7 protein-coding genes and 2 pseudogenes are annotated in these 13,873 nt (G+C 58.9%); 1 reads left to right on the top strand and 8 read right to left on the bottom strand.

Going from position 1 to position 13,873, the window contains the following annotated elements; genetic code table 11:
- Positions 1 to 337: 337 nt before the first annotated feature.
- The 5 genes and pseudogenes from BLW24_RS27350 to BLW24_RS25035 all read right to left on the bottom strand — a co-directional run.
- Positions 338 to 832 (bottom strand): annotated as a pseudogene (locus tag BLW24_RS27350) (cache domain-containing protein); the annotation flags it as partial.
- Between the two features lie 21 nt (positions 833 to 853).
- The gene (locus BLW24_RS26760) at positions 854 to 1,228 is read right to left on the bottom strand and encodes a hypothetical protein (protein WP_244161302.1); all 375 of its coding nucleotides are present in this window, start codon (positions 1,226 to 1,228) and stop codon (positions 854 to 856) included.
- Positions 1,229 to 1,418: 190 nt separating this feature from the next.
- A pseudogene (locus tag BLW24_RS25045) lies at positions 1,419 to 2,071 on the bottom strand (putative bifunctional diguanylate cyclase/phosphodiesterase); the annotation flags it as partial.
- 159 nt (positions 2,072 to 2,230) lie between these two features.
- On the bottom strand, positions 2,231 to 3,211 hold the full coding sequence (locus tag BLW24_RS25040; RefSeq protein ID WP_090375425.1) for an IS5 family transposase: 981 nt from the start codon (positions 3,209 to 3,211) through the stop codon (positions 2,231 to 2,233).
- 40 nt (positions 3,212 to 3,251) lie between these two features.
- On the bottom strand, positions 3,252 to 5,183 hold the full coding sequence (locus tag BLW24_RS25035) for a sensor domain-containing diguanylate cyclase (protein WP_090387944.1): 1,932 nt from the start codon (positions 5,181 to 5,183) through the stop codon (positions 3,252 to 3,254).
- 348 nt (positions 5,184 to 5,531) lie between these two features.
- Here BLW24_RS25035 and BLW24_RS25030 point away from each other — a divergent pair, with 348 nt between their 5' ends.
- Positions 5,532 to 6,209, top strand: coding sequence for a DUF4197 domain-containing protein (locus tag BLW24_RS25030; protein ID WP_090387943.1), 678 nt, complete (start codon positions 5,532 to 5,534; stop codon positions 6,207 to 6,209).
- 271 nt (positions 6,210 to 6,480) lie between these two features.
- On the opposite strand, the gene BLW24_RS25025 is transcribed toward BLW24_RS25030, so the two are convergent.
- From BLW24_RS25025 to BLW24_RS25015, 3 genes are all read right to left on the bottom strand, one after another.
- Complete coding sequence (locus tag BLW24_RS25025) at positions 6,481 to 7,920, bottom strand: high affinity choline transporter 1 (RefSeq protein ID WP_090387942.1); 1,440 nt, start codon at positions 7,918 to 7,920, stop codon at positions 6,481 to 6,483.
- A 765-nt stretch (positions 7,921 to 8,685) separates the two neighbouring features.
- Positions 8,686 to 10,545 (bottom strand): DUF3857 domain-containing protein, encoded by a 1,860-nt coding sequence (locus BLW24_RS25020; RefSeq protein WP_090387941.1) that lies wholly within the window; start codon positions 10,543 to 10,545, stop codon positions 8,686 to 8,688.
- Between the two features lie 242 nt (positions 10,546 to 10,787).
- Positions 10,788 to 13,868: an efflux RND transporter permease subunit gene (locus BLW24_RS25015; protein ID WP_090387940.1), complete on the bottom strand. Its 3,081-nt coding sequence runs from the start codon at positions 13,866 to 13,868 to the stop codon at positions 10,788 to 10,790.
- Positions 13,869 to 13,873 lie beyond the last annotated feature (5 nt).

The following is a 13,873-nucleotide window of genomic DNA, read 5'->3' as shown; positions in this document are numbered from 1 at the left end:
GTTGTGCGGCTTCGGCCTGCAGATGATCGGCCTCCTCGGCGATGCGCTGGAGCATGGTGCGTAACTGCCCGGCATAGCGATTGACCGCGTGGCGCAGCGCACCGATTTCATCCTCGCGTTCCACACTCAATTCGACATCTCGGCTGGCCGAGCCACGGCCCAGGGAGTCGATCTGCGCAATGGTTTCTTCCAGTTGGCTGATCAGTTTGCGCCCAGCCAACCAGGCCAGCGCCAGCAACACCGCCAGCAGCGGCAGGAGGAACAGCAGAATCTCCCAGGTCAGCGCCCTGGCCAGGCCGGTAACCCGCTCCTGCGGCGTAACCAGTCCAATCACCCAGCCTGTATCTGGCATCACAAACAGGCTGACGCGGCTGGCCTGCTGGAGCTGCTCATCGTTATCTAGGTCCAGGTTGCGAATCGCCCCAGAATTGCTGCGGTTCAGCGCCTCCTGCACCGGCTCAAGCCAGCGATGCTGCTGCGCCAGGTCGGCAAACTTGAGCATTGCGCCACCCTTAGTTCCGGTCATGCCGGGAAAGTGCAGCACGTTACCGGCCTGATCGAGGGCGAAGGCATAGCCATCGGTGACCTTGCCCTGCTCGGTGAGAAAACGCGCCAGATCATCCAGAAGCAGATCCAGGGTGGCTACCCCGGCAAAGCGCCCTTCTAGCTGGTAAGGCACGCTGCAGGTCACCATCGGCACGCCGGTCACCGCATCCTGATAAGCCTCTGACCACAGGCACTGGCCGGGCTTGCTGCTGCGCGCGCCGGTGTACCAGGCATCGTTGTGGTACCCAGGGCCATCGGCGGTGTTGTAATCGTCGGAATAGGCCAACTGCCCGTCACCACCACGCGCCTAGAAGAAACTACGGCGCGCCACACCATCGGTAAACGCATTTGGCTCCGGCCACACACCGCCGCCGGCAATCGCTTTTTCACCCTGGCTGTCGATCAGATTAGGCAGGCTGTTGAGGTACAGCGGCTCTTCACGCGGCAGCACTTCGGCCAGGTGCGCCAGGCTGGCTGTCACCCCTTCTATCTTGGCCAGTTGCAACGCCAGCTGGCGCACGATGGCGCTGCCGGTCTGTTCGATCAGCTCGCCACTGGCCGCCACCACACGCGGCTGACCACGCAGGGCCATCACCGCAAATACCGCCAGTGCGGTCAGAATCAGAAGGACGACGCAACCGAGGGTCAAACGCTGCGACAGTCTAACGGGAACCAAAAACATACTGACTACTCCTGTTCACTGAAAGACTGCACTCATGGCAAACGCCACCGCACTTCCCTCCGAGGATTTATGTGATCGGCACACAAGATTCAGGGGCCCCTACTCAAATGCAGAGGGAGACGTTACAAAGCACCTTTAGGGTATAGATGAAATATCAACGAGCCGTGCCGCCAGCCCCTCTTTAAGCTTATTACTGGAGCAAGAGGCGCAAGGCATCTGGATCCATCGGGCGTGCCAAGAAATAGTCCTGTACTTCATCACAGTCACACTGGCGCAAGACCTCAAGTTGCTCCTCGGTCTCGACACCCTCGGCAGTAACCGTCAACGACAACGCTCGACCGAGCCCAACAATTGCCTTGATGATCGCCTGACTATCGGGTGAGTCATGCAAGTCGGCCATAAAACTACGGTCGATCTTCAGTCCATCGAAGGGGAATTTGCGCAAATAGCTAAGCGATGAATAGCCTGTACCGAAGTCATCCATCGCCAGTCGCACGCCCAGTTTTTTAAGTCCTGCATCAGTACCAGAGCGCCCTCTGCATCTCCAAGCATCACGCTCTCGGTGAGTTCGAGTTCCAACCGCGAAGGCGGCAGACCACTGTCGTCCAGAGCACTTTTAACCCTTGCCAACAGACGACCATGCTGAAATTCAACCGGTGAGAGGTTTACCGAAACAACCAGCGCCTCGTGCCAGGTCATCGCTTCCATACAGGCAGTGTGCAAAACCCAAGAGCTCAGAGGTACTATCAAGCCCGTCGTTTCGGCAATAGCAATAAAGCTGTCCGGCCCCAACAACCCTCGTTGGGGATGCTGCCAGCGCACCAGGGCCTCCGCCGCCACCATGCATTGGCTGCTAAGGATGGTCTGAAGTAGCCATGTATTTCTGGCTGACTTCAGCCCCGCCGATTTTGAAAGCGGCAAATCGATCAAAAACGATCAGATTACCCATTCATTTCTGTGTTTTTAGCCGCCGCGAGTAGCTCGCGGCAGCCATTTCCCGCATTACAGGCGCACCTCTCCTGCATTGGTCAGTAAATGTCGGCGTGCCATCCACAGGTTCGACAGCGCGAACAGCGTCACCAGTTGCGCCGTGTTCTTGGCCAAGCCACGGAAGCGTGTCTTTACATAACTGAACTGACGCTTGATCACCCGGAACGGGTGCTCAACCTTGGCGCGCACCTGGGCCTTGGCCTTCTCGATCTTGCGTTTGGCTTTGTACAGCGGGCTGCTCTTACCCAGCTTCTTATAGGTGCTGCGGCGGGCAGCAACCTGCCAGATCACCTCGCGCCCATCATGTTCGGGGCGCTTTTCGACGCCGGTATAACCCGCATCGGCGCACACCACGTTTTCCTCGCCGTGCAGCAACTTGTCGACCTGAGTGACATCCGCCACGTTGGCCGCCGTGCCTACCACGCTGTGTACCAGCCCCGACTCGTCATCCACGCCAATGTGCGCCTTCATGCCGAAGTAGTATTGGTTGCCCTTCTTGGCCTGGTGCATCTCTGGGTCCCGTTTGCCGTCCTTGTTCTTGGTCGAACTCGGCGCATTGATCAGCGTGGCATCGACGATGGTGCCTTGGCGCAACGACAGGCCACGGTCGCCAAGATAGCCATTGATGACGGCCAGGATGCCGGCAGCCAACTCATGTTTCTCCAGCAGACGACGGAAGTTGAGGATGGTGGTTTCGTCGGGGATACGTTCCAGACTCAGCCCGGCGAACTGCCGCAGGATAGTGGTCTCGTACAGCGCTTCTTCCATCGCCGGGTCGCTGTAGCCGAACCAGTTCTGCATCAGGTGCACACGTAGCATCGCCATCAGCGGATAGGCCGGCCGACCGCCTTCACCCTTGGGGTAATACGGTTCGATCAGTGCGATCAAACCCTTCCACGGCACCACCCGATCCATCTCGATCAGGAACAACTCTTTGCGGGTCTGCTTGCGTTTGCCGGCGTACTCGGCATCGGCGAAGGTCATTTGCTTCATCGGAAAACTCGGCGGGTGGCGTCCGGGCATTTTGCCAAAATCAGGAAGTCTTATTCAGAGTTTCCCTAACGCTATATCGAGGCTGTAGGCACAAGCGTAATTCGTTATTGCTCAACGCTTGGCGTAGATCGTTTTCGAGTTGTTGCCGTTCAGTCACTCGCTCCTTCATGTCGCGGGCATAGAAGCGCCACGTGCTACGTCCAGCCCCCTTGGCCTCGTATAAAGCGATATCGGCGTAGCGCAGCAATTCCTCAGCCAGGCACGCATCAGCCGGCGCCATAGCCACACCGATACTGGCGCCGATAAAAATGCTGTGATTATCAACTTCGAATGGCTGTTCAACGCCAGCGATCAACCTTTCGCACAAGCGCTTTACCTCCGCCTGAGTGGAGATGCCGCTGACAATCAAAATAAATTCATCACCGCCCATACGCGCTACTAGGTCGCCGTCGCGCAATATCACACGCAGACGCTTTGATACCTCACCGAGTACCACGTCGCCGGTCTCATGGCCGAAAGAATCATTCACTGATTTAAACCGGTCGAGGTCGACACTGAGCATGACTAACGGCTTGCCAGACGTAGGCAGTGCACTCAACTTGTCCTCTAAGAACGCCTGCATGCGATTGCGATTGGGCAATCCAGTGAGCGCATCGTGCTGAGACAGGTGCTCAATGCGCGCCCGCGCTTCCACTTCCTGGGTGATATCACTGACGATGCCACGATACCCCGTAACACCGTTGACGCCTTCGACGTGCCGCAGGGCGAACCTACAAATACGCAGCCTGCCGTCGCTAGCAAAATACTGGCATTGCAGGCTGTCCTTAGACGATGAATGCAGGCTGCGTTTACTCAACCAAGCCTGCAAGCCTCCCGGGCAGCTCACGAGCTCGTCAAGCGGTCGACCGAGCCAAGCGTTTTCGGTGTGACCGGTCACTGCCTGAAACCGCGCCGACAGGTACGTTAAGCGTAGCTGTGCATCGGTTTCCCAAATCCAGTCAGAGGCCGCCTCGGCTACATCACGAAATCGAGCCTCACTGGCAGCCAGAGCAGACTGGCTGGCATATAAGGACGAATAGCTAGTATCCATTTCACGTGCGGCGGTGATCGCGCGGCGCAGCATCAGCCAAGTGATAAGGGCAACAATCACACCGGCCAGTCCTAGCAGCGGCAAAATGAGATAGAGCAGCTGGTCGCCTGGCTGGGCGGGATGCCAATACAACAAAAGCGGCTCACCATTCAAGGTTGCCAAAGGCAAGCTGGCCCGAACTTGCGCCTTACTTAACCGTTGATCCACATGCAGATCGTCGATGCCAAAGTCTTCGCCAAGCATCTGCAGCTTCTGCGGACCGAGCCGGTCAACGAACAACAGCACCGAGGGTGGACCCTCCACCGCCTCGATTTGCGGATCACTGCCAGGCGTCAACGCGGCTAGTACCACAAATGCCGGCTGCCCGGCGACCAATAAAACGCCAACAACCGGCTCTTCATTCTCAGCTTGTAAGCGGGCCTGTTCGATCAGTGGGTGGATATCCTGCATAAGCCACTGCTGGACTTCGACCGAGCTCAGCTGGCCTTCCACGACCGCATAGGCGGTGTGGCCACTGGCGTCGACCACAAACACACCTTCATAGGCGAAATCAGGAAACAGGCTGGGCCCCAGATTCTGCCCTGTATAGGCCCAGTCGGTGTCGACCCGCACGTGTAGATGGCGATAAGCCGCCCCCCAAAAGGCGTAATCGCTGATAGTCGCGAGAATAGACTTCTGCCGGGCTTGGGTCGCTTTTTCCACATAAAACAAGCTTTGCTTGATCGCCTGTTTATTCTGCTCTGAAGCGATTTGCACCAACGCTACGCTCGCCACTACAAACAGGGTCACCAACAACGCTGAAAGAAATAGCAGCGTCTTACGTGTTACAGAGGCGTTGGACTGAGCATCTAACGCACGGAACGACTCAACTACTGGCGCCATCTTCGGCCCTCAACCAGTCGGAAGTGCTATTCAGAATAGGCGAACGCCCTCGGTTAATAGCAGTCTAGCTGCAAAAGGCCAGCATGAACCTTGCAGTATGCAGCGGCTCAAATACCTCAATGGTGCAACCCAGAGTTCGACAGTGCGCGCCAAAACCCATGACAAATCGGGCAGAACACATGAACAGAAGCCTGCGCGGCTTAAGCAAGCCGCCAACACAGCGGCAAAACACCCGGGTACATGGCATGGCTAAACGTTCATTCAAGCACCCATCAGGCGCCACAGGATAGGTTTATCCGTCCAGCCCAGCTAAGCTCGTTTACTACTTAACAGCCGGAAGAATCCCCCATGTTGCGTACCCTCGTCTTCACAGCAAGTTTGGCCCTCTCCGCCAGCGCTCTCGCGTTTTCCCTTGCCGACCTCTCTCAGAGTGATGCCAGCGGCGGCCTCAAGGACGCCCTCACCCAAGGCGCCAAAGTGGCCGTGCAGCAACTGGGCAAACCCGGCGGCTTCAGCAACAACCCGGACGTGCGCATCGAACTACCGGGCAACCTCGGTAAAGCCGCAAAGACCATGAAAATGATGGGCATGGGCGCACAGGTTGATCAGCTAGAAGCGAGCATGAACAAAGCCGCCGAAGCCGCCGTACCGCAAGCCCAGGCGCTGCTGGTGGACTCGGTGAAGAAGATGACCGTGCAGGACGCCAAGAGCATCCTCAGCGGCCCGCAAGACTCAGCCACCCAGTACCTGAACAAGACCAGCCGCGAACAGATCCGCGCCAAGTTCCTGCCTATCGTCAAGCAAGCCACCGACCAGGTCGGCCTGGCCAAGCAATACAACAGCTTCGCCGGCCAAGCCGCGAGCTTCGGCGTGATCGACGCGAAAAGCGCGAATATCGAGAACTATGTGACGGAGCAGGCGCTGGATGGTCTGTTTGCGATGATCGCTGAGCAGGAAGCCAGCATCCGGGAGAATCCGGCTGGGGCGGCGACCAGTTTGGCGAAGAAGGTGTTTGGGGCGTTGTAACAAGGGTTGGATATATATGAAAAAGCCAGGCCTTGATGTCTGGCTTTTTTGTGAACATAAACAATCAGGTCTTCAAAACCTTCTACTGCTCGAGGCTGGCCCGTAGGGCGAGCGAAGTCAACCGGTAGCGGGAACACTGCAAAGCGGTGTAACCAAAGACGCAAAGCTCGCGGCTAAAGCCCCTCCCACGGAATGAATGCACTCCCCGCCTCACAAGGCACAAAAACAAAACCCCGCCAATCAGCGGGGTTTTGTTGGCCAAGCATCAGGCTTATTCCGCCTGCGCCACCAACGTGCCGTTGTGGTTACGGCTCCACTGCGGCAACAGCGTCCCAATCAACATACCGGCCATGCTGAACAGCAGGCCCGCCAGCTGTGGCGGCCAGAAGGCAGCTTCGCTCCAGGTGTATTCCAGGTAGATCCACGACACCAGACCAAAGGCGATGGCCACCAGTGCGCCCTGGGTGGTCGCACGTTTCCAGAACAATCCGGCAAACAACGGCACCACCGCCGCGACCAGGGTCACCTTGTAGGCATTGCCAACCATCTCGTAGATGCTCGCATCCGAATACAGGGCAAAGCTCAGAGTCGCCGCCGCGCAGACCACGATGGTGACGCGCATCAGCAACAGGAACTGCTTGTCGTTAAGCACCGGCAAAAAGCGCTTGAGCACGTTCTCGGTCAGGGTCACCGACGGCGCCAGCAAAGTGCCCGAAGCGGTGGACATGATCGCCGAGAGCAGCGCACCAAAGAACATGATCTGGGCGAACAGCGGGGTCTTTTCCAGGATCATCAGCGGCAGAATCATCTGCGAGTCCTCGGCCAGCCACTTCTCGACCAGCGCCGGGTCGATCATCGAGGCGGCGTACACCAGGAATACCGGCAGCATGCAGAAGCCGAGGTAGAACACCGCGCCGGTCATCGAGGCGCGGGCGGCGATGTTCTCACTCTTGGCCGACATCACGCGCTGGTACACGTCCTGCTGCGGGATGGAGCCGAGCATCATGGTCACCGCCGCGCCGATAAAGGCGACGATATCCTTGGGCTCGAAGGCGTGCATAAAGGTGAATTTGCCTTCGCTGGCCGCCTTGCTGATCACCAGATCGGCGCCGCCAGCCATGTCGCTGAACAGCCAGACCAGGTACACCAGGCCGACGACGATGATGATCATCTGGAAGAAGTCAGTCAGGGCAATCGACCACATGCCGCCGAACAGGGTGTACAGCAGCACGATAAAGGTGCCGAGGAACATGCCCTGGGTGGTGCTGATGCTGCCGTCGGAGATGACGTTGAACACCAGGCCCAGCGCGATCAGTTGCGCGGCGATCCAGCCCAGGTAGGACATGACGATGACCAGGCTGATGATCAGCTCGACCTGCGGGCCAAAGCGCTTTTTGAAGTAGTCACCGATGGTCAGCAGGTTCATCCGGTACAGCGGCCGGGCGATGATCAGACCGACCAGAAACAGACAACCGAAGGAGCCGAACGGGTCTTCGACAATGCCGGCAAAGCCTTCTTCGAGGAAGGTGGCGGGGATGCCCAGCACGGCCTCGGAGCCAAACCAGGTGGCAAACACCATGGCGGCGACGATGGGGAAGCCCATGCTGCGACCACCGGAGGCGAAATCGCGGGTGTTGTGCACCCGGGTGGAGGCGTAGAAACCGATGGCGACAGTCACCAGCAGGTAGAGCGCAACGAACCAGATCAGCATGCTTTCCCGTTCCACAGACGTCAGCCCACCGCATGCATGACCTGCGCAGACTGCGCAGGGCGGAACGATGGGCTACAGGTTTTTGTTATGACCACTTTTGACGGGTAGCTGCACGCGCCCGTTCAAGGTTGCGCAGTCTGGCAAATACGTAAAATATGTCAAACAAAAACGACGAAACGTAAGCAGATAATTCATCAAACAGCTCTGCACGCCTCTGTAACAGACTGTAATCGCTGTAAAAGCCGTATATAAGCCAGCACAGGTAGTTGCATATTTTTGACAGCAGCCCGGCAAACGGCTTATGCAAAAGGCATAAAAAAGCCAGGCCCGCTGGGCCTGGCTTTTTCACATCATCAAGCGGCGATTCAGGCTGGCTTCGCCTCCACTTCCTTGACCCGGAACCAGCGAAGTAGCTCGGGCAACGGTGGCAACGGTGGATGAAAAAAGCGTCATCCACCCTACGCAAGGATCACCAATGGGCCGACCCGTAGGGTGGACAACGCGAAGCTTGTCCACCGGTATGCTCAAATCCTCCGTTACCCGCCATCACAGGTGCTGGCGTTCCAACCCGCAGTCGCGCAAACAGCGGCCAAACGCCCCATCAGCAGGCGCCGTTTAGCCCAGTGCAGTAACGCCCGCAGGGCGAACGCAGCAAGTAGCGGCATTATTACGAGAAGCCACGAGCCGCATGGGCGCTACGTGGGGCCGTGTTGTTCGCTGATTGCCGAAAGAGCGCTGCCGCCTCCCTGCGCCGTACACCATCGTTTAGAGCTTTACCATTTGCTCCAACTGCTCTGCGCAGCTGCGGGCTTGGCTGAGCATCGTGCCAAACGCTGCACTCACCAGCTCATCGTGGCCCAGCCAGCTCACTTTCTGAGTCAGGAGGTAGTGATAACGAATGCCATCGCTGATCTTTTCCCCATCCAGGTCGAGGTCGTACCAAGGCGAGCGGACCTCGCAGCGCTGGATCGGCTTGTCCATCTGCGCACCGGACAAGGTGACGGTGTAATCGACCGTATCCGGATCGCCCACGTAGAGGTCGGCACGCTGATCGTTACGCCGATAGTTGAGCAGATCGCTCCATTTATCGTGGAGATAGGCGTCGTTGTAGAAGTAACCACCGTCGAGCTTCTCAAGTGCCCGCTGGTTACTCATGGAGACTTTGATGCTGTAACGCTCAGGCACTAAAAACCCCAAGCTGTCGCGGTGGACTTTGCAGTCGCTGATCGCCATCCCGAAGTTGTCGCAGAGATTCTGATCCGAAGCGGTGGCGCCTTGGTAGCTATCAGCCAGACTCAACTGCATCAACGGCTGACGGGCGAATGTGAGCGTGGCCTGCGTGGCAGCGCCCCCGGCCTTATCAAAATGTGCCTGCTTATCGAGGCGAATGCTGACTTCAGGACGCGCCAGCGCAATGTGTTCTTCACGCACCTGCCCTTGCACGTCGCTTACCAAAGCCCAGCGATCCTGGATGTCAGACATTGTCTGACCAGGGGCAAACACCGGATTGGTGGGGTCCAGCCACCAGACCTGGCCGGCCACCTGGGCGCGAACGATTGCATGGTTTGGTGCACTGGTGCCTGGGAGCAGCAGTGACTCCACCACTTCGCCCCGGCTGACCCAGGCGATTTCGGCGCTAATGCCGCTCGCCCTGAGCATGGCGGTCAGCAGCGTGGCAAGGTCCTTACAGTCGCCATAACCGCGCTGCTCGATTTCCTGCAGGTTGAATGGCACATAGCCGCGCTCGGAAGCCCGCCAGTCGCCCAGGTAGCGGTAATGCGCATTTAAATGCTGCATCAGTTCGGCTACTTGCTGGGCGGGCTCAAGCCCCTTCACCGCAGCGACTGCTAAGGCGCTCTCAGGTGGTAGATCAACACTGATTATTTGGCCGTAGCGCTGGGCTAAAGCGCCGAAGTAACGCTGCAATTGCACAGTACTGCCAAGCTCTATCCGCGGAATACGGCGTATGTAGGCATTACTCGACTCATTGATGTAGCTGCTAAACACCGGCGCTCTTTGTTCGATATCCAGTGCCTTGCCGTCGGCCGAAGCGGAGATGGTGAAGTCGTCCATCAACTCACTGCGCCACTGGATTGGCTGCTCGGCGGTGAAGCGCGCCTTGAACCGATCCCGGCGAACGGCGTTGGGGGCAAATCGCAGACTGTAGTGGAACTCGCTGAGCAGAGGTTGCGCAGCACTGCACTCACGCACCGTATAGCGAACTTGAGTCCCGACGCGCAGCGCCGGAAAAGCCAGCGATGTCTGCTTCTCGCGGGAGAAACCCTGCTCAGGATTGGGCGCCGTACGTGTATCGATCTGCGTTTCATGCAGAGGCGTCGGCTGACCGCCGGGTTGCACATACTCGGCGTTGATCACCTCAAACTCGTCAGTTTCGACATAGCTGAAATCGATTCGCGAGAGCATTTCACGGCCTAGCGGCTTGAGAATGGTGTAGCGATAGGTAGTCGTGCAGTCGGTGCTGACATCACGACTGAAGTGGCAGTTCATATCAATATCACTGGCCAGCGGTGCTTCGGCCAAAGGTTGGAGCGCAGCCGATACGCTGTGCGCAAGCGCAATCAGACTGATACCAATCAGCGGTCGGTAGAACGAAAAAACCTGCATAAACGCCTCTGTAAAACGGCGCCACGGGCACCGAAAGGCCAGGAATGATCGCCCCAATGAAAATCAATCGCAACAAGAAATGTAATTTTTTGTTATCGCACGAACGCCTATAACGCCCGAGATAGACGCCTCAACGCAACTGCTTGTGCCGTTAGCGACGCTCAGATGCAGCTGTTTTTTACCGCCGCAATAAAAAAGCCAGACCCGCAGGGCCTGGCTTTCTCACATCAGCAACCACCGTTTCAGGCAGGTTTCGCTTCCACTTCCTTGACCCGGAACCAGGCGGCATACAGCGCCGGCAGGAACAGCAGGGTCAGCGCGGTGGCGACGATCAGGCCGCCCATGATCGCCACCGCCATCGGCCCGAAGAACACACTGCGCGACAGCGGAATCATCGCCAGTACCGCCGCCAGGGCAGTCAGCACGATAGGCCGGAAGCGCCGCACGGTGGCTTCGATGATCGCGTGCCAGCGGTCCATCCCGGCTTCGATGTCCTGCTCGATCTGGTCCACCAGAATCACCGAGTTACGCATGATCATCCCAGACAGGGCGATGGTGCCGAGCGTGGCGACGAAGCCGAACGGCTGGCGGAAGATCAGCAGGAACAGGGTCACACCGATCAGCCCCAGCGGCGCGGTGAGGAACACCATGGCCGAGCGCGAGAAGCTTTTCAGCTGCAACATCAGCAGAGTCAGCACCACCACGATAAACAGCGGGACACCGGCGTTGACTGACTTCTGCCCACGGCTGGAGTCTTCCACGGTGCCACCGACATCCAGCTGGTAGCCGTCCGGCAGTTGCGCACGCACCGGTTCAAGGGTCGGCAGGATCTGCTTGACCAGGCTGGCCGGCTGCTCGGCGCCATACACATCGGCCCGCACGGTGACGGTCGGCAGACGGTTGCGGTGCCAGATGATGCCTTCCTCGAAGCCGTACTCCAGGGTGGCGATCTGCGACAGCGGCACGCTGCGGCCATTGTCGGTCGGCACCGCCAGGCTCGGCAGCAGGCCAAGTTCCTGACGCTCACTCAGCGTGCCGCGCAGGAGGATTTCGATCAGCTCGTTGCCTTCGCGATACTGGCTGACTGGCGAGCCGGTCAGCGAGCTTTGCAGGAAGCGCGACAGATCGGCGGTGCTCACGCCCAGGGCGCGGGCGCGCTCCTGATCAATGTTCAGGCGCACCACCTTGCTCGGCTCTTCCCAGTCCAGATGCACGTTGCTCACATGGCTGTTCTCACGCACCTTGTCGGCAACCTGACGGGCCAGCTGGCGCACCTCGTCGATATGTTCGCCGGAAACGCGGAACTGCACCGGGTAACCCACGGGCGGGCCGTTTTCCAGACGCGAGATACGCGTGCGCAGGGTCGGAAACTCGTCGTTGAGCACCTCGATCAGCCAGGTGCGGATCTTCTCGCGGTCTTCGATGCTTTTCGCCAGCACCACAAACTGGGCAAAGCTGGCGGCCGGCAGTTGCTGGTCCAGCGGCAGGTAGAAGCGCGGCGAGCCGGTACCGACGTAGGCGACGAAGTTGTCGATGCCTTCATGGTCACTGAGCAATTTTTCCAGACGCTTGGCCTGCTCTTCGGTGGCGGCCAGGGAGGCGCCTTCGCTGAGCTTGAGATCGACCATCAGCTCCAGACGGCCGGAGGCCGGAAAGAACTGCTGTGGGACAAAGCGGAACAGCAGAATAGAGCCGACAAACAGCGCAATAGTCAGCACGATCACGGTTTTACGCCGACGTACGCACCACTCCACCGCCGCGCGTACGCGCCGATAGAACGGCGTGCCAGAGGGGTCGTGACCGTCGGCGCTGCCGCCGTGCTTGGCCGCGTGCAGTTTGGCCAGATCGGGCAGCAGCTTGGCGCCGAGGTACGGAACAAACACCACGGCGGCGATCCACGACACCAGCAGGGCAATCGCCACCACCTGGAAGATCGAACGGGTGTATTCGCCGGTGCCGGATTGCGCAGTGGCAATCGGCAGGAAGCCGGCGGCGGTAATCAGGGTACCGGTGAGCATGGGGAAGGCGGTGCTGGTCCAGGCATAACTGGCCGCCTTGATGCGGTCATAGCCCTGCTCCATCTTGATCGCCATCATCTCCACGGCAATGATCGCGTCATCCACCATCAGGCCCAGCGCCAGCACCAGCGCGCCGAGGGAAATCTTGTGCAGGCCGATGCCGAGGTAGTACATGGCGGCAAAGGTCATCGCCAATACCAGCGGAATCGACAACGCCACCACCAGGCCGGTACGCAAACCGAGGGAGAAGAAGCTCACCAGCAGCACGATAATTACCGCTTCGGTAAGCACCCGAACGAACTCGCCGACGCCGGTTTTCACCGCTGCTGGCTGATCCGACACCTTGTTCAGCTGCATGCCGGCCGGCAGGGTTTCCTGCAGACGGGCGAACTCGCCTTCCAGCGCCTCACCCAGCACCAGAATGTCGCCACCGGCTTTCATCGATACCGCCAGGCCAATGGCGTCTTCGCCCATATAGCGCATACGCGGTGCGGGTGGATCGTTAAAGCCGCGTTTGACCTCGGCCACATCGGCGATGCGGAAGATACGGTCGGCCACGCGAATCGGGAAATTGCGGATTTCATCGACCGTTTCGAAGCGCCCGGTAACGCGCAGTTGCACGCGATCAGAGGCGGTTTCGAAGAAGCCGGCGGCGGCCACGGCGTTCTGCTCTTCCAGCGCCTGCTGCACAGCCGCCAACGGCAGACCGAGGGTGGCCAGCTTGGTGTTGGACAGTTCGATCCACACCTTCTCGTCCTGCAGGCCAAGCAGGTCGACCTTGCCGACGTCCTTGACGCGCTGCAGCTGCAGCTGGATGCGGTCGGCGTAATCCTTGAGCACGGCGTAGTCGAAGCCTTCGCCGGTCAGGGCGTAGATATTGCCGAAGGTGGTGCCGAATTCGTCGTTGTAGAACGGCCCCTGAATGCCCTGGGGCAAGGTGTGGCGAATGTCGCTGACCTTCTTGCGCACCTGATAGAACAGATCGGGAATGTCGTCAGAGTGCATCGAATCGCGGGCGATAAAGGTGACCTGGGATTCACCCGGACGCGAAAACGAGACGATCTTGTCGTAATCGCCGGTCTCCATCAGCTTCTTTTCGATGCGTTCGGTGACCTGGCGCGAGACTTCCTCGGCGCTCGCCCCCGGCCAGTTGGTGCGCACCACCATGGCCTTGAAGGTAAAGGGCGGGTCTTCGCTCTGGCCCAGCTTGGTGTAGGAAATAGCCCCGACCACAGCCAGCAGCAGCATGAGATACAGCACGATCTGGCGATTACGCAGCGCCCAGGCGGATAGGTTGAAATCCATCGGGC

The organism is Pseudomonas anguilliseptica (assembly GCF_900105355.1).
Classification (GTDB): Bacteria; Pseudomonadota; Gammaproteobacteria; order Pseudomonadales; family Pseudomonadaceae; genus Aquipseudomonas; species Aquipseudomonas anguilliseptica.
The sequence above is the reverse complement of the archived record's forward strand: the minus strand, read 5'-3'. Positions and strand labels throughout refer to the sequence as shown.

Bases quoted from the DNA above. Each gene is read 5' to 3' on its own strand.
- BLW24_RS25025 (WP_090387942.1), bottom strand. From the start codon at position 7,920: ATGCTGATCTGGTTCGTTGCGCTCTACCTGCTGGTGACTGTCGCCATC.
- BLW24_RS25015 (WP_090387940.1), bottom strand. From the start codon at position 13,868: ATGGATTTCAACCTATCCGCCTGGGCGCTGCGTAATCGCCAGATCGTG.
- BLW24_RS25020 (WP_090387941.1), bottom strand. From the start codon at position 10,545: ATGCAGGTTTTTTCGTTCTACCGACCGCTGATTGGTATCAGTCTGATT.
- BLW24_RS25030 (WP_090387943.1), top strand. From the start codon at position 5,532: ATGTTGCGTACCCTCGTCTTCACAGCAAGTTTGGCCCTCTCCGCCAGC.
- BLW24_RS26760 (WP_244161302.1), bottom strand. From the start codon at position 1,228: ATGTTTTTGGTTCCCGTTAGACTGTCGCAGCGTTTGACCCTCGGTTGC.
- BLW24_RS25035 (WP_090387944.1), bottom strand. From the start codon at position 5,183: ATGGCGCCAGTAGTTGAGTCGTTCCGTGCGTTAGATGCTCAGTCCAAC.
- BLW24_RS25040 (WP_090375425.1), bottom strand. From the start codon at position 3,211: ATGAAGCAAATGACCTTCGCCGATGCCGAGTACGCCGGCAAACGCAAG.